Raw genomic sequence first — 23,986 nt, 5'->3', positions numbered from 1 at the left:
GTTTGTCCTCAGGCAGTAATGACAAGCTGTCATAATAGTTGCTGCTTCACTGACTGCAGCGCACAAGCACTAAATACGTTAATGATGTATGCTTGATTTGATGGCCGCTGAGAGGGGGGATATGACCTACGAGGACATCATGGGTCTTTTCAGACAGGAGAACAAGTCCTCTCAGCTGACAAAGGCCGATCCCGCCCTATATGACAAGATGAGCGCCTACATCAAGACTCTGAGGAAGGAGAGCGAGCGCGAGATCGCCATGAACCCGATGTCCCAGGCCAGCATGATGCTCAACGACCAGCTCAAGAAGGCCATCGACAAGTCGAAGAGGGTATACGAGCTAAGGCAGAGGAAGATCGCGCTTCTCGCCTTGAGGAAGGTGGCTGGGGACAATCCAGACACGGGAAACCTGACTCCCGACGAGTTGGTTCTTTTCTCCAGCCTGACATCCGTTATCGGAGCGCACAAAGATTCGAATGCAGACTTCGAAGAGCTCGGGCCCAGATTCACTCAGCCGAGGGACGTGACGGAACTGCCCGAAGCACCGGCGGCAAAGGCGTGTGAGGACAAGAATCCAGAAGACACCGGCGATAAGGCCAGGGACGAACTGGTCCTTGTTCGGGTGCTTGAAGACCTTCCGACGTTCGCGGGCGTCGACAAGGATTATAAGCTGAAGAAGGAGGACATCATCTCGCTTCCGAGGGGCATCGCGAACACACTCGTTTCACACGGCAAAGCAAGCGTGATAGGCTCAGGATAGTGCGAATGGGCCGTTCGCCGCTCCGTGTTCCGTGACCTTCACTTCTGTTTGCAGCTTCGATTGTCTAAGGCTCTGCTCTACAGTCTCCCTCGCTCTCTCAGGCGTGTTGTTCTCATTGCTCAAGTGCACCAGGACGACCTTCTTGGTCCTTGAGGTGGCTGTCTTCGCCGAGAGCCTGCCCGCGTCATCGTTCGACAGATGGCCATTGTCCCCCCTTATCGCTCTCTTCAGGAATTCAGGATAACTGCCTCCGAGGAGCATCTTCTCGTCGTAATTGGCTTCGATCATAAGGAGGTCCGAATCGCTCATCTCGTCCACAACGCTCGCTGTGATGCATCCCAGGTCAGAGGCGATGCTGACTCTCTTCGAGCCGACATTGATGGAAAATGCGACCGGATCGGCCGCGAGATGACGAACCTTGAATGGTTTCAGATGCAGCGAACCGATTGTGAAGGTCTTCCCTGCGGGAAAGGTTACGGTCTCAACGCCATCGAGCGGTGTGAGAGCCAGAGTTCCTCGAGTGCCGTACACGGGCACACCATATTCGTCGCCGAACCTCTTGGCGCTCCTGACATGGTCGGTGTGTTCGTGTGTGAGCACTACGGCCTCGACTTGCGTCGGCTCTGCGCCGAACAACGCCATCCTACGTTCGAGCTCGCGACACGATATCCCGGCGTCTATGAGGACTCCTGAGTCTTTGGACATGACAAGAGCCGAGTTGCCGCTACTCCCGCTGCTGAGGATGGCAACAAAACTATCGTGCATCCAGCGTCGCCATTGCGACCCTGTATCATAAATGCTTTGATGGGCGAATAGCAGATGAGCTCGCTCAGTGGTCCTTTGTGGACGCAATTTTCCCTGAAGTCTTGGGCATCAATTTATCTAAATGAAGGATGTTGTCCGGCCACCGGAGCGTCAGGTGAGAGAGGTTTCTGAGAGCTTTGCTCTTTGGAATTTGTCCAAGTCGAACTCGTTTCCGGCGAACGGAGTGTGGTCCCATGGTGTCTAGGAGACAGATGTTGAAGGTATTGGAGAAGAATCAGCTGGACGCCATCCATGGCGCCACTCTCCAGGTTCTTGAGAAGACCGGCGTCCTTGTCAATTCTGATCTGACCCTTGACCTCCTCGAGCGGAAAGGATTGATGGTCGACCGGAAGACGAGGATTGTCAAGATGCATGAGCCGGTTGTGATGGAAGCCGTGAAGAACTGCAAGCACAACTTCAAGTGGCATGCAAGGAGCGAGAAGCACACCATCGAAGTGGTGGATGGAAAAACGAAGATGGGCCCTGGAGCGGAGAGTGTCTACTACATAGACCCGGAGACCGACAAGGCCAGGGTCGCGACGCTCGCGGACGGTATTCTCTGCTGTCAGTTGCTGGACGCTCTGGACAACGTCCAGATCGCTTACGTCCCGATGTCATTGAGCGATGTTCCTGACAATGCCAAGAGAGTCGTTGCGATGGCTGCTGGCTTGATCAACTCCTCCAAGCTGACCTTCGGCGGGAGCACTGACAAGAATGATGTCGAGCTGGCAATGAGGCTGGGCGAGGCCATCTACGGCGACAGGGAGATGCTGCGCAAGAAACCGCTCTTCTGCGGATATGTCGACCCAATAAGCCCGCTCGCGCACGAGCACACGATGCTCGAGGGGTTGCTCGGGTACGTAAGCATGGACATGCCGGTGTTCGTGACCGTCATGGCCCTTGCAGGAGGCACCGCCCCTGCATCGATCGCCGGGCTTCTGGTCCAGCAGAATGCATAGGTGCTCAGCTCGATCGTGATTGCCAGCTGCGTGACCAAAGCTCCGAAGATCATCTACGGTTCCGTTTCTTGTCCGCTGGACATGAGGACAAGCATGGCTGCGACAGGGTCTCCCGAGTTCTCTCTCATTGGCGTTGGCGCGGTCCAGCTTGCGAAATACTACAGACTTCCTAGCAACATGGGTGTGCAGAGTGACTCGAAAGCGGTCGATGAGCAGGCCGCCTATGAGAAAGCCTTCGCTGCTCTGGCAGCTGCATCCGCAGGCGCTGATTTCTCTGACCTGTTCATCGGGTCCACGGAGGCGTTCAACTCGTTTTCACCCGTTCAATCGGTCATCGATGACGAGATTGCATCCAACGCCCTCAGGTTCGCTGAGGGGATAGAGGTGAACGAGGACACTCTCTCGGTCGATGTGATCGCCAAGGTGGGTCCGATGGGGAACTATCTCAAGCAGATGGACACGATGGTCAAGTTCCGCAAGGAGCACCTGATGCCGAAGCTGTCGGACCGGTGGACGAGGACCAAGTGGGACGAGATGGGCTCTAAGGACGCGAAGAAGCGTGCAAAGGAACGCATGATGGAGCTACTGAACACGCATCACCCAGAGCCCCTCGAGACCGAGGTAAGGAAGAACATCGACAGCTTGGTCAGAGAGTACTCAAAGAGCTTTGGGACGGACGATCTGGAACGACGTAGGAACTGAGCCGCATTCCTCAAGCGTCTCGGCGAGTTCCGTAGCAAACCATTTCCAATTGCATATCTAACAGTCGCCCAATACCTGATGCGTATCAGGAGGAAGTGAAGAAGATGACAGACTTCGCGCAGAGGTTCAGAATACAGAAACCGGTAGACACCATGAGTGAGAACGACAAACGAATGATACACGAGGCGGCCCTCGAGGTCATGGAGACTACGGGCATCAGGGTCCACAGCAAGAACGCCAGGGCCGCGCTTAAAAGGGCGGGGGCGATAGTCGATGACAGGAGCCCCGACGTCAAGTTTCCAAAGGACGTCGTCAAGTCGCTAGTCAGCAAGGCCCCGCAGAAGATCGTTCTGGCGGGCAGGACGAATGAATTCGACCTGCCCCTGGACGGAACCCACAGCTACTACACCACGGACGGATGCGGCGTGTCCGTATGGGACTCGGCCAACAATACTAGAAGGAAGCCGGTCCTGGAGGACATCAGAAAGACCACCGTGATAAGTGACTACCTTCCATATGTCAGCATCTACGAGCCGATGGTCGTCGTGACCGACTTGCCAGAGAAGGTCCATGTCATCCACGGGATGAAGGTGGCGATGGAGAACACTCAGAAGCACCTTCTCTCTGAATCCACAACGACTGTGGAAGAAGCAAGGACGCAGGTCAAGATGGCCGCTGAGGTCATGGGCGGACTCGAGGAACTCCGGAGGAGGCACTACATCTCAGCGATGCTCTGCACCATGTCCCCCTTGATGCTCGACGGGACCGCGACGGACGCTGCGATGGTTTGGGCGGAGAACCACGTGCCCCTCCACATCACGGGGATGGCCCAGGCTGGCATCAGCGGGCCCGTGACCCTTGCTGGTGACCTGGTCGTGAACCATGCTGAGACATTGGCCGTCGTCTGCATCATGCAGGCCCACTCGCCCGGTGCGCCTGTGATCTACGGCTCAGTTCTTTCCAGTATGGATCCCAGGACTGGCTCCTATATGGGCGGAGCACCAGAGAGCACCCTCCTGTGCTCCGGAGCTGTGCAGATGTCCAGGTACTGCAAGCTGCCCAACTCCGTCGGTGGATTCGGCTCGGGCACAAAGGTGCCTGGACTGCAGGCGTGCCTCGAGAACACGACCATGGCGATGGACTGTGCAAGGGTTGGGGGAGAGGTTGTCAACGGGCTCGGCGTTCCTGATGGCTCCACACTGCTCTCCTACGAGCAGCTGCTTCTGGACCACGAGATCGCGCGGATGACGATCACCATCTTCAAGGGGTTCGAAGTGAACCAGGAGACGATCGCGCTCGACATGATCAAGAAGGTCGGGATAGGCGGGAGCTACCTGTCCCAGGTGCACACTCTGAAGCACATGAGGGAAATCATGATCCCGATGCTGTGGGACAGCGACCCGTACGACATGTGGGTGAAGAAGGGCTCCAGGGATCCGATGACGGTCGCACTGGAGAAGGTGGACAACATACTCAAGACCCACAAGCCCGTCCCGTTGGACGCGACCGTGTCTAAGAAGTTGGAGAACATCGTGAAGGAGTTCTCCGAGCAGTGAGGTCCATGAACGTTTCAAACCCTTTCTATAAATCATCTATTGTATCTTATATAATTGTGTTTTGAATTGCCCGATGCACATTTCTAGCATTGGGCTAGGTCTGAAGAGGAGTTGGCCAGTCATCCAGTCATTTAGTTGCCACCGCGATAGTTATATAAATGGTCATAATATACTGCGAACCTGCGGGCCTGTAGCTCAGCTAGGTAGAGCAACCGGCTCTTACTTCGGTTCTGAAAGGGATCGTCGGAGACACCGGTTGGCCAAGGGTTCGAATCCCTTCAGGCCCGCTCTTTCACTCCAACAAGGAGCCTCGAAATGGCTGCAAAACACATGTATTTTATCGGGACCGCGGGGAGCGGCAAGAGCACGCTGACGAATGCGTTCCTTCTGTGGCTGCAGAACCAGGGCTACGATGGGGTCACCGTGAACCTCGATCCGGGCGTGGACACGCTGTTGTATGCGCCGGATGTCGATGTCAGGGACTGGATCAAGTTGTCAGAGGTCATGGAGGAGTATGGCCTCGGCCCGAACGGCGCCCAGGTGGCCGCGGCGGACATGATGGCCCTCAACATCAAGGAGATAGCCCAAGTGGTCGAAGGCTTCAACACCGACTATGTCCTTATAGACACTCCCGGTCAGATGGAGTTGTTCACTTTCAGGCAGAGCAGCCGCTTCATAATCGACGAACTGAGCGGGGAATCAGCGGTGCTCGCCTATCTGTTCGATCCTGCGCTCGCGAAGACGCCGAACGGATACATTTCCTCGCTCATGCTCGCGGCGACGGTCCATTTCCGGCTGCAGATCCCGACCTTGTCTCTGCTCTCCAAGGTGGATGTACTATCTGAGATCGACCGCGACAAGATAGACCTCTGGAGCAGGGATTACTACGCTCTGTACAACGCGCTAATCGATGAGAACGTCGACAGCCAGACCCAGGTGAGTGCGGAGTTCCTACAGGCCCTGGAGACGGTAGGGGCCGGCAGGACGGTCGTTCCAGTGAGTGCCGACACCGGTGAAGGCCTCGAGGACATCTATGCCTTGGCGCAGCAGATCCTCGAGGGCGGTGAGGACATAGAGCGCTGACAGGGTCTCAGTCCCTCTTGACTATCCGGATGGCTCGGAGCACTTCTCTCCCTTGATCCGTGAGCGACAGGAGCACCTCGCCTGAGCGGACCTCGGATCTCAGCAGACCGGCCTTCCTCAGCTCCCTTATCACGCGCTCGGTGGCCGACTTTCCTACAGGCTGCATGCCCTCGATGATCTTGCCCAGCGAGACCCATTCCTCACCTATGCCAGCGATGAACTTCGCCTGGAGCGGAGTGAATCTGTCGACGGCCGTGGCTCCATGAACAACTGGCAGTCTGACCAACTTCCCATCGCAATGGTAGGCGTCAACCCCGGACCTGAAGGCGGCGAAGAGGGCGGCGTCCCCCAGAAGCTTGTCGCCTCCGCTTATGTTCAAGCTCACCGCGTTCCTTGTCCCCGTGCTCGAGTCGCGCGCCTGTCTTTGAAGGACCTCAGATACACCTTCAACGAGCTCCATGAAGTCGGCATCATCTACGATTTCAACCGTGACATCATGGCCGGTCATCGCTTCCAGCTCTCGGATCTTGTTGAAGTCGCTGGATTCCTCAATGTCTCTGTCGCCCATCAGGACTAGCCTCTCGTATGGCAGGTGTTTCATGGCCAGAAGGACCTTGTCCAGGTCCCCAATGCTGAAGGTCGAGACCAGGACTCTCAATCCTCATCACCAAGGAGCAGCTCTGTCGATTCCTCCACCCGCACGATCTTCTTCCTCATGTCATCAGGGTGCCTCTCCAGCCTCACAGCGCCCTTCGACACCAGATTCTTTATGTGGTGGTTTATCGTGGCCTTGTGCTTGCCGACCAGAGTTGCCAGCTCGACCTCCGTCACCGGTTTTGACTTGCTCTTCGAGAGCACCTTCAGGATCTCCCGCTCCTCGCCTGAGAGCACCTTGTTGTATTCCATCCTGAGCAGGGGCAGGTGGATCTCCTCGTAAGTCACATCGTGGACGTATACGGTCGGTATCCCTTCCAGGATGCAGACCAGCAATGCAGCGGAGGAGGTAGGCCTGGTCCCTCCGGCTATGTTGAAGACCGCGATCTCCTTCCCCTCACGCTTGTGTTTTCTGATATCCCCTCTTATCCTTAACGCGATGTTCTTGAAATCGAACGGGTCGTCTAGGTCGACCGCGTCCACAGATATCTTCATGGTCCTGCAATAGTCGACCACGGCCTTCCGGGCCTCCGAGACCTTCTTGACCGCATCCGGGTCAGAGTGGTCAGCCCCACAGTAGAAAACGACCTTTTGCACGTCTGGCGTGGACCTGATCGTGGGTATGAGCGACTTGGGGCGATATCCGAGGGTTCCGAATATTACGACCATATCTCTCTCCGAGGTACTGTATGCCGCAGGATGCTTTTACTTCTCGTGATACCGTCAGAATGATTGTCATACTAATATTAGTCTCAATTGCCCAACATGGTATCGTCTGATGTCATACGGTCTTGGGTTCCTGTGAAGACTAGGACTGAAGCTCCGGTCAATCATGGAACAAGGGGATGCACGCAGGCCTCGCAAATTCAAACACGTGTTCCTGGACGCTGAAGGGACGCTCTATGTCCCCAAGGGCGGCAGATCGCGCTGGGTGTTTTGGGCGGACCCGACTCCGGAGGCTGCGCTCGAGTTCTTCGAACTCGACGATGGCGTCTATGAGGCGCTCCATCAGCTGAGACGCCAGGTCGACACTCTCTGCCTGGTGTCGCGCAACACGGAGGACATCCTGAGCGCTCTTCTGAAGAAGTTCGGAATCGGAGACTGTTTCGACAAGATCATGCTCAACGGGGACAAGGGGAAGCAGATCGAACGCTATCTCTACCAGAACGGATTGAAGAAGGAGGAGTCCGTAATGGTCGGAGACATGCCAAGCCTGGACCTCTTCCCGGTGAAGAGGGCGGGAATAGAGGCCGTCCTGGTCGACCGTTTGTACAACAGGTGGGCGAAGGCTGAGAGGATCAAAGGTCTCAGAGACCTTCCATCGTGGTTGAAGATCGCCGACCTCGTCGACGATATGGAGCGCAACCGGCGCAGGAATGCCACTCTAGACGAGTTCGCGGTTCCCGTGGCTTCAACTGGGATTGCCTGTGGCGACCGCTCCGCGACCAAAAGGTTGATTGCCGTCCCAGGCGCATGAGGTGCGACAGTTGAGAGGAAGATCGAGGCGTAGCAAGATGATCAATATCACGGCCTACGGTGGGGTGGACCACATAGGCGGCAACAAGATCCTTCTCGAGGACGGGGACACCAGGATATTCCTCGACTTCGGCGAGCCGTTCAACATGAAGGACGAATTCTTCGTTGACTGGCTGATGCCACGCGAGTCGAGGACCGGGCTCAAGGACTACTTCTTCTTCGACCTGATGCCCCAGATCAAAGGGTTGTACGGTGAGAAGTGGCTCAAGCACACGGACTTGAAGCATTCGAAGCCTGAGTTTGATGCGATATTCATCTCTCACATGCACTTCGACCATGCTATGCACCTCAAGTTCGTCGATGATAGAATCCCCGTCCATCTGGGAGCGGCTGCTGATGCCATCAGACAATCGTGGGAGGCGACAGGCGGGACCAACATATCATTCGGTGACCATGATTTCAAGACCTTCCGGACTGGATCGAGGATCAGGATCGGTTCTGTAGAGGTCGAGCCAGTCCATGTGGATCATTCTGTCCCGGGGGCATACGGTTTCCTAGTACATACGTCGACGGGGTGTGTCGTCTACACGGGGGACCTCAGGCTCCACGGGCCCAGGAGCGACATGACGAGGGAGTTCGTGAATCGCGCTGCCGCGGAGAAGCCGATTGCGTTGATATGCGAAGGCACCCGAGTTTCCCCCAAAGATCCAAGAGTAGACCTCTCCGAGAAGGAGGTGGAGGAGAAGGCCAGGAAGCTGGTGACGAGCAGCAAGAAGCTGGCGATAGTCTCGTTCTACCCCAAGGACGTCGACCGCATGCGCACCTACAGAGATGTCGCAAAGGCGACCGGGAGGAAGTTCGTGGTTTCGACAAAGGTGGCCCACCTCCTCGAATCCCTCAAGGGCGACAGGCGAATATCGGTCCCTGACCCTATGACGGACCCGAACATGTTGGTTTACGTCCGCCAGGGCATGTCCAGGCCGTTGCCCCATGACAAGCACTACAAGGATATGCTGGGGCGCAACGACCATGTGATGTGTTGCGACGATGTTGCCGAACGACAGGAGCAGTTGATCTTCCAGACTGACATAATGCAGCTGACCGAGCTCATAGACATACTCCCTAGCCCGGGAAGCCTTTTCATCAGGTCCAAGAGCGAGCCGTTCGAGGAGGACGATGTTCAGGAGGAGATCCTGCAGAACTGGATTAAGCGGTTCAACCTTGATTTCCACCAGGCGCACGCGTCAGGGCACGCCAACATGGAAGAGATATTCGACATCGTCCGGAGGATCGGCCCGAAGGTCGTGGTGCCTGTGCACACCGAACACGCGAACATGTTCAGAAAGTGCGGGAGGGCGGTCGAGTGTCCCATTGCCCGCAAGCGCATCTCACTGTCCTAATTACCAATCACATCGTTTCGCTACGTCGAATGTCCTGTCATTAGTATTGTATCCAAAACCAAGCCCACACGCCAGCTGCGATGATTCCTGCGGACCCCATCGCTACTATGATCGCCTTTGCGTACGCTCCGAAGATGCCGGTCAGGGAGTCCCACACGAAGATAATCGCACCAAGATTCATGAGCATCATGGTCATCATCACATAGCCGAATCCGAGCCAAGCGTTGTGAGGAAAGGGCCCCCCGGCTAGGAATACAAACCCTAGCAGAGCCGACAAGCACGCCCAGCCGAACATGATGAATGAAGTTGCGTCGCTCTTCTCTCCGAACCTGATCGTGCGGATCCCGATCATCGAGACAACGACCAATGCTAAGCCACACAAACTCCAGATGTAACCCAGAGGAGTGTAATCGTCCCTCTGAGAATGGTTGAAGAAACTGGAATATGCCATAGCGTACAGCATGCCCGCAGGGAGAAGCCCGATGATGCTCTTCCAGTTGACCTTCCCGGCTGGAGGAACGCTGGATGATTGATATGCTTCCTCCAGTGCTTCGGTCAATCTATCCCCATGACAAGATGCTCCGGAAACCAGATGAAGGATTCTCTGTCGAGCTTCTTTGTACCCCCAAATCGCTTAAGAACCAAAACCAATGTCCACTCCTAGACAATAGGAGCTGTGAACCGTAGATGCACGCGGTTGTCAAAAGGAACAGGGAGCCGGGAGCGTCGGTCGAGGACGTGGATAAGCCAGTCGCCGGCAATGGTGAGGTCTTGGTCCAGACGAAGATGACCTCCATCTGCGGCACGGACGTTCACATATGGGACTGGAACCACTGGGCCCAGAAGCGCGTCAAGACGCTGCCGATCGTCTTCGGACACGAGTTTTGCGGAGAGGTCGTCCAGGTAGGCAAGGGCGTTAAGAAGGTCAAGGTGGGGGACATGGTCTCCGCCGAGACACACATCGTGGACGGCACATGCTATCAGTGCAGGACCGGCAGGATGCACATCTGCCGGAACATGAAGATTCTAGGCGTCGACACCGACGGAGTCTTCGCTGAGTACGTCAAGCTGCCTGAGCTAAATGCGATGAAGCTCCCGAAAGGGGTCGACCCTAGACTGGGGTCTCTCTTGGAGCCTCTCGGAAATGCCACGTTCACCGTCTTCCCGAACGACTGTTTCCACGACATAAAGGACAAGAACGTCGTCGTCGCTGGCTGCGGACCGATCGGTCTGATGGCGATTGCTCTGCTGAAGACAATGGGCGCGAAGCAGGTATTAGCCACCGAGCTCGGTAGCGAGAAGGTCAGGACCGAGCTGGCGAAGAAGATGGGCGCGGACCATGTGCTCGATGCTGCGATGGGGAACGGAGCGCTCGTCAAGAAGGTCAAGGAGCTGACTGACGACAATGGCGCAGATGTATGTCTCGAGATGTCGGGAGCGGCACCGGCCCTCAGGCAGGTCTTCGATATGCTGACTCCTGGTGGGAGGGTCTCCATACTTGGACTCTACAACGACCCTGTCACGCTCGATGTCAACAATGCAATCACGTTCAAGAGCGCCACGGTCTTCGGCATTACCGGCCGGAAGATGTTCCAGACCTGGGACCTCATGTTCGAAGTCATGAAGAAGCCGGCCTTCAGGTCGAAGCTCGAGTCTATAATCACGCACACCTTACCCATAAGGGACATCGAGGAAGGAATGCACCTCATTCGCACCAAGCAGGCTGCGAAGGTGTCCTTGAAACCCGAGTGGTGAGGAGATGGTCCGGAGAGATCCCGTGGGATTTCTGAAATCAGAGTATGATCAGCTAGTGTCGAGCGAGCTGGACTGGAAGTTGCGCGTGCTCCAGGGACCGAGCACGCCCAGGTGCGTCGTCGACGGCAAGAAGGTCCTGATGCTCTGCTCCAACAACTACCTCAGCCTGAGCAATCATCCGAAGCTGAAGAAGGCTGCAATCGATGCGGTCAACAAGTACGGTGCCGGCTCTGGCTCTGTTCGTCCGATCGCCGGCAACATGGACCTCCACATGGAGCTGGAGAGGCGCCTGGCCAAGTTCAAGGAGGCAGACGCCTCGCTCGTGTATCAGACTGGGTTCGCCGCCAACGCGGGCCTGATACCTCAGCTCGCCGACGCTGGAAATCTCATCGTCAGTGACGAGCTCAACCACGGGAGCATCATCGATGGTGTGAGGCTGTCGAAGGCTGACCGCGCGGTATACAGGCACTGTGATGTGGAGGACCTGAAGAGAGTCCTCGCGGAGGCCGAGAAGCACTCTCCACCTTATCGCAAGATCCTTGTCATCACGGACGGAGTGTTCAGCATGGACGGGGACATTGCGCCCCTGGATGGAATCGCCCCGGTCACGCACGATCATGGCGCCATGGTCTATGTGGACGACGCCCATGGAGAAGGAGTCCTTGGAGCTGGCGGGAGAGGCATCGTCTCTCATTTCATGCTGAAGCGCAATGATGTCCAGGTCGAGATGGGGACCTTCTCGAAGGCCTTCGGAGTCGTCGGAGGCCATATCTCAGGGAGCAGGGACTTGATCAACTTCGCGTTCAACAAATCTAGGACATGGCTGCTGAGCGGGTCTCATCCTCCGGCCGTGGCTGCAGCGTGCATCGCGGCCATCGATGTCTTGGAGACGGAGCCGCAGCATGTCAAGAACCTGTGGGCCAACACCGACTACTTCAGGAAGGGCGTTCGCCAGCTTGGATTCGACACGGGAAACAGCCAGACACCCATCATACCCGTGATGATGGGCGAGAGCGGCGCCGCGAAGGAGTTCAGCTCGAGATTGTTCGACATCGGCGTGTTCGCGCTGCCGATTGTGTTTCCGATGGTGTCGAAGGACAAGGCCAGGATCAGAACCATCATGAACGCAGCGCTGACCAGGAAGGACCTCGACGAGGCATTGAGCGCTTTCGAGAAGATAGGCAAAGAGCTGAAGATAGTCTAGTCTTTGTCCTATCCCTCGTCTTCCTGACGCTCGGTGACGGCTATCTTGAACTCCTCCATTGGAGTGATGACCTCGAAGATGACCGTGTCCACAATGCCCTTCTCCTTGATCGACTGGCTCGGCGGGAGCAGATGGTGTTTCTCGAAGAGCTTCACGAGCTGGTCCTTGCCATCGTCACTGACTGCTTTCTTGATCACCGACGGTTTCTTCCAGAACTGAGGCCCGAGTTTGGCGACGGACCTCTTACCATCTATGTAGAGCACGACCATGTCTTGAGCTTTTGAGAAGTACTTGTCCCGCACGCTGGGTGGAACCTCGATCCCTCGCGTCCTGTTCTGACCTTGCCAGATGGTGCAATCGAAGGTCTCGCCAGCGGCTGAGGCCGGTGCCGGTCCAGCGGCCCTTGGCGGATAGGTGAGGACGTGACATGTGGGACAGAACATTTCGTCTGTCTCCTTGCGGCACCTGTTGCACACTCGCATGCTTGAGGACTCCCTTATCCGGGTCGGTAGAGATTCGTTCAGGGACTTCAACCTTCGTATCTTCAGATTCGGTCGGCGGTGGGGTTTGTCCAGTCTCTCCGGACAGGCGACACTCACCAATCACGAAATCCGATTGTGCATGTGCGAACCATCAGGGGGGAATTTAGCCGGGCTCTGAACCGGAATCGTTCGAGTTCATTCTCAACGGCAGCGCAGTCAAGGCAGATGTGTCTCCTCACACAAGGGATGAATAGTCATCATGTCGGTTTATGTCCCGAAGGTGAATCGCATGGCTAGTCAACCGTTCCCGTCCGGACAGCCATATGTCATGGAGGAGAGCGGTGAAGCGGCCCGAGAACAGGAGAAGACACGCGCGAGCGCGTATGGATTATTGTAGCGGCAATCGTGGCCTCGGTGTTCGTTCTGACGCTTCTGTGGATCGGTTCGAGGCTTGCGTGGCTCGGTGCGGACTGAGCGGTCAGGGCCGGCGATTCTTTAATGAGCCATCCCGCGGTTCCCCCTCTAGAAGGAAGGAGCTCATGGCGAAGATATTGATATGCTACTACTCGAGGTCTGGGAACACGAAGAAGATGGCCTACCTGATCCAGAAAGGGGTCATGGACGCGGGTGTCGAGGTTGACACAAAGGATGTGAAAGAGGTCAAGGTCGACGATCTAAAGGGCTATGACGGCATCATCATCGGCTCGCCGACGTACTACGGCGGACCCGCATCTCAGATAAAGGACCTGCTGGACAGGAGCATCAAGCACCACGGCAAGCTCCAGGACAAGGTGGGCGGGGCGTTCTCGTCGAGCGCGAACGTCGGCGGCGGGAACGAGACCACCGTGCTGTCGATCCTCCAGAGCCTTCTGATTCACGGCATGGTCGTCTGCGGCGACTCTTCTGGAGATCATTACGGTCCGGTCTCAATCGAAAAGCCAGACGCTAGAGCTGAGAAGAACTGCATCCGTTACGGAAAGCGCGTCGCAAAGCTCACCAAGAAGCTCCACGGGTAGGCTCAGATCCTCTTGAACGGCGTGGCCCAGGGGTTGTCGAACGACAGGCCAGCGAAATCCTCGGAGACCTTGCCCGTCGTGGCATACCTGTACAATGCGGCCACGAGCACCGATTGTGCGGCCGAGAGCACAAGCCCCAGTATGAGCCAGTACACGAACGCGGTTACGACTCCTATCACGATCGGCCAGAGGCTCATGAACAGCACGCCCACGATTATGGGCACCAGTCCGAGCAATCCTAGGAGGAAGAACACAACTCCGAGGCCCAGGTTCCCGACGAGCGCCTCTCCCCATGTGTTCTTCAATATCGAGCCGCTCCTCTTCAGCGACCCCCACGGCCCAAGCTTCTCATAGATCAGGACGGGCACGACGAAGTATGTCGCAATGGTGAACGCCGCCCCGAGCGCCCCGACGATGAACTTCCCGAGGATCCCGACCCTCTCCTGGATGGCTCTCAGGATGAGTCCGACTGTCGCCGCGAACAACGCCCAGAAGAGTATCTGCTTGATGTTCTGCATGGCTGTCTTGATGCCATCGGAAAACACCGGATCCCCGCCGTTCATTCGTATTGTTGCGCATCCTATCACAGCTGCGTTGAAGAAGATCGAAATGAAGAACGTCACGAAGTAGAACACGAAGAAGAAGATGTAGAAGGTCCACGAATTCGCATTGCTGAACCCACTCGTGAAGAACACGCCAACGAAGAAGCTGGCCAGTATCAGTATCGTTATGATCCCTGAGAGCAATGGAAACAGGAGGATCTCCTTGTCTTTCCTCACAACGCGCAAGCTCATCTTGGCTAGCTGCCACCCTCTGCCGATTCGTCCCATTATGTCAACTCCTGACAAATGCTTGACTTTGGGAGAGAGTGCGGGGTTATAAAATAATCCAATGGCCGCCAGGTATTCAGAGCCTCGAGAGCTCCTCATCATCATCCTGCTTCCTGCGGGCCGGCTTCGGCTGGGGTTCTCGTCCTCTACGGCGAGGCTGCTCCTCCGGCTCTTCCTCGACCTCTTCCTGAGGTCCTTCTTCCGGCTCCTCGTCGCGCGGCCGCCTTCTTGACTCGGGTCTCTCTCTCTCTCTGGGCTCTCTGCGGTCTCCGGTCTCTTCCACTGCCTTCAGGGGCGTGTTGCACCTCGGGCACCTATCTGAACCGCGGATGCATTCCTTGCACAGCACGGCCTTGCACTTCCGGCATCTCGCGACCGCGATGCCTCCGTGAAACAGACATCTCCTTCCTACGAGATCGGATGGTATCTCTTCCGGGGGTTTCTGAGCCTCTCTGCCAGGACGCTCCCTAGGAGGTCTCTGGCGAGGCCTTTCCCGCTCGACTTCGGCCTCGTACCCCCTCTGTCTCCTCGGCTCGCGCTCCTCGCGCGGCTCGGCGTATCGCTCCGCGCCCCTGGGCTCCTCCTTCGGTATCCCCTCCCGTCTCTCATGGGAGTGTCTCGGCTCGGGTTCCGCGTGCGCGCGTCTGACCGCGCGCTCATCATATGGCGAGTAGTGTCCGTAGCTGTCACTGACGATTGATTTGAGCGTGACTGATTGTGTCTCGAAGCCCGCGCCTTGAAAAGTCTGCAGTATCGTCGTCAGCTGTCTGGCCCAGTACGCTCCGATGCCTAGATTCCTGATGAGCCCAAGCACGTTCTTCTGGTCGTTCGGCAGGTCGAGCGCTTGCCTGAGCAGGTCCTCCGTTTGAGGGTCGGAGACCTTCGTGCTGAACTGGTGCTCCTCCACCGCTTGGATATAGCTCAGGACCTTCTTCGCGCTCGAGATCCTGAGGTCCGGGAAGCTCACTGTGATGTCGCACAATCTGATGCCGTGCGCTGCCAGGTCCCTCTTCTCCAAGGTGTTCACCAGGACCTCTCTGGACATCCGTTCGTACCTGTCGAACTCCTCCTTCGATATGCCAGTAAGGCTTATCTCAGCCTTGCCGCTCAGGAACTCCATGACGTCGCTGAGGAAGGCGTACGGTATCCCGCAGACCTTGAAGGCTTCCTCCTTGGTGACAGGCCTTCCGTGCGCGTACTCGAACTCAAGCACCGACCTCGAATAATCCTCGATCTTGTTCTTGCGGATGTCCTCCTCCGCCTGCTTCCTGCCCTCGGCTGCGACCTCGAAGTACGGGTCGATGCTGAGCGCGTGGTCGAAGCATCTGAACGCTGGCTCCGCGCGACCAAGGGCCAGCAGGACCTGCCCCTTGCTCTTCCAAGCCTCCTTGTCGTTGGAGTCGAGACCAATCGCACGGTCGTACGAGCTGACAGCCTCCTCGAACAGCCCCTGCTTCTCCATCGCGAAGCCCTTGCTCATCCATATCTTGGGGTTGGAGCTCTCAATGTCCAACGCCTTGTCGAAGCACGCGTTCGCGTCCGAGAACCTCCCAATCTCCAGGTGAAGCAACCCGAGCCTGTACCATGCGGCCTGGTCTCCCTGGTCGGTCTCGAGCGCCTTCATGTACGATTTGACTGCCTCCTCCTTGTTGCCCGTGACCTCGAACGCCTTCGCCCTGCTCTTCCACATGTCCTTATCGTTCGACCCAAGCCTTATGGACTCGTCGAAAGCCCCCAGGGCCTCGGAGGTCCTGTTCAGCTTCAGGAGCGCCATGCCCATGTACTTCAGCGTCGCCACGTCCTTTGGCGCAAGTCTCCTGGCCGCGTTGAAGGATCCGATGCTATCATCGAACCTCCCGAGGCTAGCAAGCGCCCGCCCCTGGTTCATGTGAAATTCCGCCACATTGGGGAGTATCTTGATCGCCTTCTTGAAGTCCGCAAGGGACTCCTCGAACCTTCGGAGCTCGAGATAGGCCTTGCCCTTGTTGTTGAGCACGAAGGGCTGGTTGGAATCGAGCTTGATGGCTATTTCGAAAGCCTCGGCAGCTTGTGCAGGGTTCCCCGCACTCAGCAGCAGCAACCCCTTCCTGTTCCAGAGGAAGACATCCTTCTGGTCCAGACTGAGCGCGTGCTCGTAGCTCTTGAGCGCCTCGTCCATCCGATCTAGCTTCTCCAGTGCCGCTGCGCGGTCCGAGTGCGCGTTCTTGTTCTTTGGGCTCAACCTTAGAATGTGGTCCGTGACCGAAACGACGCTGTCGGGGTCGTCCATCGAGATGAGCGCCAGCTTCTTCAGCTCGAGGACATCAAGATCGTCTGCATGGTGATCGAGCGCTTTGTTGAAGCACACGAGCGCCTCGTTGGGCTTCTTCAGGAACAGCGAGGCGCTGCCTTTGTCAACAAGCGCGTCTCTGTCCTTGGGTGCGAGCTTGAGGATCTCGTTGCAGACGGTGACGACCTCCTCGTTCCGCTTAAGGGATTTGAGGAGGTCCTTCTTCGCATTGAGGACATGCACGCTCCTCGGCGATATCTTGACCGCTTCGTCGTACGCATTCAGCGCCTCATCTGGCTTGCCGAGTTTAGTCAGCAATACGCCCTGCTTCACCCTATACTCTGGAACTGTAGCGTTCAGGCGCACGGCCTCGGTGATGGATGACAGCGCGTCCTGGTCGCGGTCCAGCCATTCGAGCGCGACACACTTCTGGTACCACGCGTCCGCGTCCTTCGAGTCCAGCTTGGCAGCGTGCTCGAAGGCTACCAGTCCCTGCTCGTACCTCTTGAGCTCGACCAGTGCTCGACCCATGGTCTTGTACGATTTCTTGTCGCTCGGGTCCAGCTCAACTGCCTTTCCGTATGAGGCGACGGCATTCTCGTATTCTTTGGATTGGTAGCTCGCATCTCCCCTTATGCGCCAGAGGGAGTGCGATCCCGGCGCGACGATAAGGCCCTGCTTCGCGTAGTCGACTGCCTCTCGCGGTTTGCCGATCCTGAGGAATAGGGCTGCGATGTTGTAGAACACATCTGGATTGGTGGGGTCGTGCTTGAGCGCAAGCCGATAAGCGGCCTGACACTCGTCGTATTTCTCCGCCCTGTCTAGCGCGACTGCCTTGTCGAAGTACGCAGCCTTGTTGTTCTGGTCCACTGCCACGATCCTGTCGCAAGTCTGGACCACGAGGTCGTCCTTCTGAAGCTGCTTGTACGCTTCCTTCAGGCTCTCAAGCATCGGCAACTGCGTGGGCACGGCTTTCAGCCCCCTTTCAAAGGTCTTCACGGCTTCCTGGGGCCTGCCGGCCTTCATCTGCGCGACGCCCTTATCGTGCGTGGCGACATAGTCGTTCGGGTCCACCGCGAGTATCTTGTTGCACCAGACGACTACGTCCTCGTGCCTCCCCAACCTGATCAGACACTCTTTCTTGAGGTTCATGGCGTCCTTTGACTTTGGTGCCAGAACGAGCGATGAGTCGGCGAATGTGAGTGCCTCGCCGATCTTGTCCATGGCGAACAGCGCGCGGGCCTTGTCGAGGAGAGTCCCATGGTCCTGCGGGTTCAGAAGGAGTATCTTGTCGCAAGTCATGATGAGGTCTGGATATCTCTCGACCTTCAGCAGTGTCATCTTCTTGTTGTTGAGTACGTTGATATCCTTTGGGTCGATCGTGAGCGCGCGGTCGAACGATTCGAGCGCCGCATCGTACTGCTTCAGCTCCTCCTGGACGACTCCGAGCTCGTTCCACACGATCTTGTCGCCCCGGTCTATCTCCGCCGCCCTCGAGAAGCTCTCGAGCGCCTCCTCGGGTCTCCCCAGCTTCAGCAGTATCCTGCCTAGGTTATCGTGACAGTACTTGTCGTTGGGGTCCAACTTCAGCGCCTTGTTCAAAGCCTTGATGGCCTCGTCACTCTTCCCAGCGGAGTTCAGTGCGGTCGCGATGCCGATCCAGAGATCCTTGTCCTTTGGGTCGATGGCGATTCCTGCCTGAAAGGTTTTGACGGAGTCGTCATACCGCTGCAGCTTCGTGAGCGCTGTCCCCTTCCTTTTCATCATGTCGGTGTCTTGGGGCGTGTGCGCGAGTATCTTGTCGTAGTATTCTATGGCCCGAGAGTTGATTTCGAGCGCGCACTTGTAGCTCTCGATAGAGTTGCCGATATCTCCGGATGACTCCTGCGCGTCCCCCAGTGCGGACCAGAGATCCTCGGACTTCGGGAAGACCGCGACTGCGCTCGACAACGTGATGAGCGCTTCCTTCACATTGCCTAGTCTGATAGCTGAACGTCCGTCGACAACCATCGCGACTGAGTTCTTCGGGTCCAGCTGGAGGGACACTCTGGCCGCATCCTGGGCCATCTGTGCCCTGTCGAATCCCAGGAACTTTTTTCCCAGATCGGAGAAAACGGGCGAAAAGTCAAGTCTCATCTTTCCGATGAAGATCATGTTCTCCTTCAGCATCGCGCTGGTCTTCTCTAGCTCGGCCAAGGCCTCTTTCGACCTGCCGCTCTTTTCGAGGGAGTCCACTCTTGCCAGTTCTTTCTTAGACTTCTCCAGGAGCTTCTTCTCCTTGTTCAAGAGCGTGTCAAGTAAGCCCAAACACTTCCACCTGGCTGATTGCGACTTGATATGCATCGCTCGATAAAATGGTTTCCAGCATATCGCATGGCTCGCTCGGGACAGCATTTGGGAAATGCGTTCTCTCGTCCGACGGGTGATCCAGTGTGTTTTCGCCAGATATGCGGCTCATGTCTGAATCCAGCACAGAAATCTCGTAGAGATTTCTATGAAGAGGCTGGATCCAGAATCCAACCATTCTGGCTTGAGGATTGCGTCATTTCAAGAATGTATAAATACTTGTCAGCGATATACGGCAATTCAGCTGACAAATCGTCAGACAAACGCTTTAGGATGGGATGCAATGAAGCACAGGGATGCGGCGCAAGCAGCGGTCCGAAACGCCTATGCGATAGAGTGGGCGAAGACACACACGCTTCAGGATCTCGAGGATCTCGCGAACGAGATGTCGAGTCTTGGAGAAGATGTTACGGACATCTCACAGCTCCTGAATGATCTGTCTGAGATAGATCGGAGCTTGCAGACCGACATCGAAGTAGAGCCTGAAGCAAGTGAGTACGCGGAAATGACAGGATAGGTGTTTGAGATGGTACGACTGTGGAAGAAGAAGCAGCCAGAACTGAAGACTGAAACCGAAGACGATTTCGACAACTACGCACACTCGAGGGTTGTCGGATTCCATCCACACTGCTTCAACCAGCAACTAGCGCTGGCTGAATCGAGGCAATTCGACGAGATATACGCACTCGCACACAACCCTGTGCTCGGAGAGAACGAGGACGAGGCTTAGACCGACAAGCAAGAGATTGCGAGTAGGGCTGAACTGAAACCTAACGGAACGAAAGTGCAGGTGCCGGGATTTGAACCCGGGCCGTTGGCTTTCGTCCCTCTCCAATTTTATCTTTCTGTTCTTGGAGTAGTTGGAAGGCCAAAATCCTAACCAGCTAGATTACACCTGCTCGGTGGCGTGAAGCGCATCCACTCATAAATTGTTTGCTTCCCGATTTGAAGGATCGCGGCCATACCTTATCCGGTATTCGGCATATGTGGTCCCGACCGAGCGGGGTACGGTCATTTAGAAGGGCATGCCCTCCCCGAGGACCGAGTGCACCTCGGGCATGAGAGTCATTATTGGGAGCTTCTGGGGGCACTTCTTCGCGCATTTCCCGCACTGTTTACACCAGCTCGCCCTCTGCTTCTTGCCCATGAACCTCTCGTAAGTCCTTCGAGAGGTCTGCGCATCGTGGTGGATGTATCCGTCGTTGTACAGTTCGAAGTTGCCTGGTATGTCTACCCCGTTAGGGCAGGGCATGCAGTATCCGCACTTCGTGCACGAGATCGGCGTCTCCTTCATGTACTTCGACCGGAGCTGGTCGACGAATCTCAGATCCTTCTTGTCCATGGAACCTATGTAAGATGAACTGGCCGACCTGATGTTCTGTTTTACCTGTTTCATGGTGCTCATGCCGCTCAGGATAACGGAAACCTCGGGCTGGTTCCAGATCCACTGGAGTGCGAGGTCCGCGGGAGACCGCTTGCTGTCGTGTCGATCGAGCATCTTCCTGATCTTGGCAGGAGGATTCGCGAGCCTTCCTCCAAGCAGGGGCTCCATAACGACAACGGCAAGGCCCTTGGATGCGGCGTACCTGAGCCCTTTCGTGCCCGCCTGATTCTCGATATCCATGTAGTTGTACTGGATCTGACAAAAGTCCCATCCATCATAGCCGTCGACTATCTCCTTGAAAGCAGCGTAGTCGTCGTGGAACGAGAACCCCAGGTGACCTATCTTCCCATCTTGTATTGCGTTCTCCGCCCTCTTCAGCAGGTTGTGTTTGAGCACGGTGTCGCGCCATCTCTTCTTGTTCAGGCCGTGGAGCAGGTAGAAGTCGATGTGATCTGTCTTGAGCCGTCTGAGCTGCGTGTTCAGGTAAGTGTCGAAATCCTTCTGTCTCTTGATAAGCCACATGGGTGACTTGGTCGCCGTCCTCACCCTCTCTCGGTATCCGTCCTTGAGCGCCTTGCCGAGGACGATCTCGCTCCTGCCCTCATGATACGGATACGCAGTATCGATGTAGTTGACGCCATGGTCGATTGCGTGACGGATCATCCTGATCGATTCTCGTTCGTCTATCTTGCCGCTCAGGGGTTTTCCGTCCAAGGTAGGCAGACGCATGCAGCCGAAGCCCAAAGCTGATACCTTCCAGTCTACTCTTCCAAAATCCCGGAGCTGCATCTTCCCCGATTCCACGGCAAATCCTTTCTCTTGAAGCTCTCAAGGGATCCGGCCCACATCGGTTAGCGTCTCGGTCGGGCGAATCCCACACCGACCTTCCTTAGCTCGAATGAGACAAGTCCGTTATCAACCTACTGCTGGACGTGCAACGGAATTCTATGACTATGATTGGTGCCAGTCGTTCTGGTGGGTTCGAACCCCACGAGGTCCATTTCCGACCTGACTCGCCAATCCTCAGTCTGCAGGGATTGATTCTCCGCCCGGGGCCCCGAAAAGGGGTCGCGACTTGTCCAAGCGATTAGGGATCCGAAAGCTCTCTACTTCGAGGGGCCAAGTGGTTCTGAGAGCAAAGGAAGGAGCAGAAACCAAATGACACACTCTAGGGGGCTCCTATCTGAAACGCAACCGAGGTCAGGGAACTGGAGGGCTTTCAATACCGCGAGTGCAATACAACTGTTCAGCAACGAGGAGAGATTTTATGAGAAGAGCTGACCTGATGGTCTGTGTGAACGGACTTCATAGGGAGAGATCGCCATGAAGAAGGTGGTCATCCGAGGATATAAGGACAAAGACAGAGAAGAATGTCGCGCACTGTGGGGCGAGCTCACTCAATGGCACAGAGATATTTACGATGACTCCGGAATCGGCGGTGCCAATCCAGGACTGCATTTTGACGAGCACCTGAAGAAGGTCGGCCCCGGTCAGTTGATTGTAGCTTCTCTCGGCTCAAAGGTGGTCGGCCTTGTCGGATACATGGATGGAGAAGAGGAATTCGAAGTGGAGCCACTGATTGTGAGCAGGGGTTGCCGAGGAAAAGGCATCGGCACGATGTTGCTGAACGAAGTGAGAAAGCGCGTGCGAAAGCAAAAGGGAGTCAAATACCTCTCAGTAAGACCTGTCGCCAGGAACGAGAGAGCCATTGAGTACTTCCGCAGCCGAGGCTTCGATAAGATCGGTAGAATAGAGCTTTTCATCGACTTCTCTGGTCGCGAATGGAAGAAGGATCCGAGACTGTTCGAGCGCCAATTCGAATACTAACAGAGTCACTCCTCCCTCAATCGTTGAAGGCAGCTTGGTCTAAGCCTAGGGATGAGCAAGGCCTAGAGGGAGCTAGGGTGATGAGGTTCTGCCTCCCTTTCTACAGCTCTCTAAAGACCCGATCTTCAGGCGCTCATGTACCTTTTCGGGTCGAGCCAGTGATTTCAGAGGGTTCGTGTCACACCGGACTCGTACCATCTCAAGAAGAAAACAAAGGGTGTGGCAGATTCCCCGCGGATTACAGCCCCCTCAGATTAGAAAAGAGCCAATAAGTCGAAAGCGGGGTAGGCCGACACCATATCTGGGCCACTGGCCAGAAGTCAATCAGCCGGAATTGAATTTGGGAGAATGCACTAAACCTTTTTCTCCTTTTTTCCAACTAGACATTCGAACCCGGATATTGACCTGGAATCTACTGGCGACTAAAGCTGGAGGCGTGACAAGTCTGGGTGGAATTCTTTGCCGGCATAGAATCCCCTTGAGCAGTGGGAAAGAGTCTATCTTGATCCAATAACCCTCTACTAGCCGAAGGGTCGGGTGTCTGCACATGCGTTTTGTTCTCAGGCAAACATGAAACTCTTCGCCTTCAGGTCGGAAAGTTGGATAACGGCGTCCCCTCCCGATATTGTCACGGGCAAGTAGCTCGGCCAGCAGCCTCCTGAGAGATTCTCAGTCCCCACGCTGTTGATTGCGAACTCCTTCCCGCAGTTGTTGCACTTCATGACGCCGCCGACCTGCCTATAGCCCTTCTTCTCCGAATAGCAGACATCACACGCATCCGCCGCGACATGCACATTGCCGTCAGACCCTACAGCTCCGAAATAGCGGACAAGAGTACTGCCCGAGTTGTATGTGTAGAAGGTGGCGCTAGTACTAAGCTGGCTAACTGGTATCCTCACCGCGCTCTCGACTTGCGGCGGCGGTGCCTGCACGGGAGAGGGCCCGGGCGTACTGCCTTGGAACGAAAAGTACAGCGCGATGCCGACGATGACTATCAGGACGAGAGAGGCTGCAATGGATATGTGTCTCGTCCTTCGTCTTCTGGCCAGTTCGACCTTCCGAATCTCCAATCGCTTACCCTTGTGCGAAACGTCACGCCTCTCGTCCACATCGGGGGATTCCACATTGTGGAGTCGCTTCATGTGAGCGCTGTAGTTACTTCTCTTCAGCTCGCACTGACAGACAGGGCACTTCTTCATCCCAGCTCTGCTCTTTGATCGAGCCATCCTATCCACCTCCCATTGCCCCAGCAACATTCCCAGACGATACCACCCGACCGTCGAGAAGCTCTACGAGCACCTCACCCATCTTGGATATCTCCGGGTTGTGCGTGATCAGGATGATGGTGTGATCGTCATCATGTAGGTCCCTGATGAGATCGAGCACGATCTCGCCGTTCTTCACGTCCAGGTTTCCGGTCGGTTCGTCGGCGAGCAGTATCTGCTGATCGTTGACCAGCGCACGCGCAATACATACCCT

Annotated in this window: 23 protein-coding genes and 2 tRNA genes; 14 read left to right on the top strand and 11 right to left on the bottom strand. The window is 56.2% G+C overall.

The window, feature by feature from the left end; translation table 11 throughout:
- Positions 1-100: 100 nt before the first annotated feature.
- Positions 101-760: a hypothetical protein gene (locus KJ653_05555; GenBank protein MBU0685295.1), complete on the top strand. Its 660-nt coding sequence runs from the start codon at positions 101-103 to the stop codon at positions 758-760.
- Here KJ653_05555 and KJ653_05550 read toward each other — a convergent pair.
- Positions 752-1,525, bottom strand: a complete 774-nt coding sequence (locus KJ653_05550; GenBank protein ID MBU0685294.1) for an MBL fold metallo-hydrolase — start codon at positions 1,523-1,525, stop codon at positions 752-754. The two genes, KJ653_05555 and KJ653_05550, sit on opposite strands and share 9 nt — an antisense overlap.
- 233 nt (positions 1,526-1,758) lie before the next feature.
- Between KJ653_05550 and KJ653_05545 the strand changes: the two genes are divergently transcribed.
- The 5 genes from KJ653_05545 (at position 1,759) to KJ653_05525 (ending at position 5,864) form a co-directional block, all read left to right on the top strand.
- Positions 1,759-2,523 (top strand): trimethylamine methyltransferase family protein, encoded by a 765-nt coding sequence (locus tag KJ653_05545; protein MBU0685293.1) that lies wholly within the window; start codon positions 1,759-1,761, stop codon positions 2,521-2,523.
- Complete coding sequence (locus KJ653_05540) at positions 2,524-3,225, top strand: trimethylamine methyltransferase family protein (GenBank protein ID MBU0685292.1); 702 nt, start codon at positions 2,524-2,526, stop codon at positions 3,223-3,225.
- 95 nt (positions 3,226-3,320) lie between these two features.
- Positions 3,321-4,781, top strand: coding sequence for a trimethylamine methyltransferase family protein (locus KJ653_05535; GenBank protein ID MBU0685291.1), 1,461 nt, complete (start codon positions 3,321-3,323; stop codon positions 4,779-4,781).
- A 184-nt stretch (positions 4,782-4,965) separates the two neighbouring features.
- Positions 4,966-5,068, top strand: a tRNA-Lys gene (locus tag KJ653_05530).
- Positions 5,069-5,096: 28 nt separating this feature from the next.
- On the top strand, positions 5,097-5,864 hold the full coding sequence (locus tag KJ653_05525) for an ATP/GTP-binding protein (protein ID MBU0685290.1): 768 nt from the start codon (positions 5,097-5,099) through the stop codon (positions 5,862-5,864).
- Positions 5,865-5,871: 7 nt separating this feature from the next.
- Here the strand turns inward: KJ653_05525 and KJ653_05520 are convergent, their stop codons facing one another.
- Both KJ653_05520 and KJ653_05515 read right to left on the bottom strand, forming a co-directional pair.
- Positions 5,872-6,522, bottom strand: a complete 651-nt coding sequence (locus KJ653_05520) for a hypothetical protein (protein ID MBU0685289.1) — start codon at positions 6,520-6,522, stop codon at positions 5,872-5,874.
- Entirely contained in the window at positions 6,519-7,187 is a 669-nt protein-coding gene (locus KJ653_05515; GenBank protein MBU0685288.1) for a hypothetical protein, read from the bottom strand. The genes KJ653_05520 and KJ653_05515 overlap by 4 nt, the downstream gene beginning before the upstream one ends.
- 163 nt (positions 7,188-7,350) lie before the next feature.
- Here KJ653_05515 and KJ653_05510 point away from each other — a divergent pair, with 163 nt between their 5' ends.
- Together KJ653_05510 and KJ653_05505 are read left to right on the top strand one after the other, a co-directional pair.
- Positions 7,351-7,995, top strand: coding sequence for an HAD family hydrolase (locus KJ653_05510; GenBank protein MBU0685287.1), 645 nt, complete (start codon positions 7,351-7,353; stop codon positions 7,993-7,995).
- Positions 7,996-8,005: 10 nt separating this feature from the next.
- Positions 8,006-9,394, top strand: a complete 1,389-nt coding sequence (locus KJ653_05505) for an MBL fold metallo-hydrolase (GenBank protein MBU0685286.1) — start codon at positions 8,006-8,008, stop codon at positions 9,392-9,394.
- A 40-nt stretch (positions 9,395-9,434) separates the two neighbouring features.
- On the opposite strand, the gene KJ653_05500 is transcribed toward KJ653_05505, so the two are convergent.
- Positions 9,435-9,953 (bottom strand): hypothetical protein, encoded by a 519-nt coding sequence (locus KJ653_05500; GenBank protein MBU0685285.1) that lies wholly within the window; start codon positions 9,951-9,953, stop codon positions 9,435-9,437.
- A 128-nt stretch (positions 9,954-10,081) separates the two neighbouring features.
- On the opposite strand from KJ653_05500, the gene tdh reads away from it, so the two are divergent.
- Complete coding sequence (tdh, locus tag KJ653_05495; GenBank protein ID MBU0685284.1) at positions 10,082-11,149, top strand: L-threonine 3-dehydrogenase; 1,068 nt, start codon at positions 10,082-10,084, stop codon at positions 11,147-11,149.
- A gap of 4 nt (positions 11,150-11,153) precedes the next feature.
- Positions 11,154-12,353: an aminotransferase class I/II-fold pyridoxal phosphate-dependent enzyme gene (locus KJ653_05490; protein ID MBU0685283.1), complete on the top strand. Its 1,200-nt coding sequence runs from the start codon at positions 11,154-11,156 to the stop codon at positions 12,351-12,353.
- An 8-nt stretch (positions 12,354-12,361) separates the two neighbouring features.
- On the opposite strand, the gene KJ653_05485 is transcribed toward KJ653_05490, so the two are convergent.
- Positions 12,362-12,835 (bottom strand): hypothetical protein, encoded by a 474-nt coding sequence (locus KJ653_05485; GenBank protein MBU0685282.1) that lies wholly within the window; start codon positions 12,833-12,835, stop codon positions 12,362-12,364.
- Positions 12,836-13,374: 539 nt separating this feature from the next.
- Here KJ653_05485 and KJ653_05480 point away from each other — a divergent pair.
- The gene (locus KJ653_05480; GenBank protein ID MBU0685281.1) at positions 13,375-13,851 is read left to right on the top strand and encodes an NAD(P)H-dependent oxidoreductase; all 477 of its coding nucleotides are present in this window, start codon (positions 13,375-13,377) and stop codon (positions 13,849-13,851) included.
- Between the two features lie 2 nt (positions 13,852-13,853).
- Here the strand turns inward: KJ653_05480 and KJ653_05475 are convergent, their stop codons facing one another.
- Together KJ653_05475 and KJ653_05470 are read right to left on the bottom strand one after the other, a co-directional pair.
- Entirely contained in the window at positions 13,854-14,681 is an 828-nt protein-coding gene (locus KJ653_05475; GenBank protein MBU0685280.1) for a hypothetical protein, read from the bottom strand.
- 76 nt (positions 14,682-14,757) lie between these two features.
- Positions 14,758-19,257 carry a tetratricopeptide repeat protein gene (locus KJ653_05470; GenBank protein ID MBU0685279.1) on the bottom strand — a complete coding sequence of 1,500 codons (4,500 nt, stop codon included), beginning with the start codon at positions 19,255-19,257 and terminating at the stop codon, positions 14,758-14,760.
- A gap of 322 nt (positions 19,258-19,579) precedes the next feature.
- Between KJ653_05470 and KJ653_05465 the strand changes: the two genes are divergently transcribed.
- A complete protein-coding gene (locus KJ653_05465; GenBank protein ID MBU0685278.1) occupies positions 19,580-19,813 on the top strand; it encodes a hypothetical protein in 234 nt (77 codons plus the stop codon).
- A 9-nt stretch (positions 19,814-19,822) separates the two neighbouring features.
- On the top strand, positions 19,823-20,026 hold the full coding sequence (locus KJ653_05460; protein MBU0685277.1) for a hypothetical protein: 204 nt from the start codon (positions 19,823-19,825) through the stop codon (positions 20,024-20,026).
- A 55-nt stretch (positions 20,027-20,081) separates the two neighbouring features.
- Here KJ653_05460 and KJ653_05455 read toward each other — a convergent pair.
- Together KJ653_05455 and KJ653_05450 are read right to left on the bottom strand one after the other, a co-directional pair.
- Positions 20,082-20,195 (bottom strand) — tRNA-Gly (locus KJ653_05455).
- A gap of 116 nt (positions 20,196-20,311) precedes the next feature.
- On the bottom strand, positions 20,312-21,469 hold the full coding sequence (locus KJ653_05450) for an aldo/keto reductase (protein MBU0685276.1): 1,158 nt from the start codon (positions 21,467-21,469) through the stop codon (positions 20,312-20,314).
- 534 nt (positions 21,470-22,003) lie between these two features.
- On the opposite strand from KJ653_05450, the gene KJ653_05445 reads away from it, so the two are divergent.
- Positions 22,004-22,507: a GNAT family N-acetyltransferase gene (locus KJ653_05445; protein ID MBU0685275.1), complete on the top strand. Its 504-nt coding sequence runs from the start codon at positions 22,004-22,006 to the stop codon at positions 22,505-22,507.
- A 560-nt stretch (positions 22,508-23,067) separates the two neighbouring features.
- On the opposite strand, the gene KJ653_05440 is transcribed toward KJ653_05445, so the two are convergent.
- Together KJ653_05440 and KJ653_05435 are read right to left on the bottom strand one after the other, a co-directional pair.
- On the bottom strand, positions 23,068-23,733 hold the full coding sequence (locus KJ653_05440; GenBank protein MBU0685274.1) for a DUF2318 domain-containing protein: 666 nt from the start codon (positions 23,731-23,733) through the stop codon (positions 23,068-23,070).
- Between the two features lies 1 nt (position 23,734).
- On the bottom strand, positions 23,735-23,986 hold a 252-nt coding region (locus KJ653_05435; GenBank protein ID MBU0685273.1), incomplete at its 5' end, for a hypothetical protein.

This window comes from Candidatus Thermoplasmatota archaeon (assembly GCA_018814355.1).
Taxonomy (GTDB): domain Archaea; phylum Thermoplasmatota; class Thermoplasmata; order UBA10834; family UBA10834; genus COMBO-56-21.
This window is presented reverse-complemented; position numbering and strand designations above follow the sequence as displayed.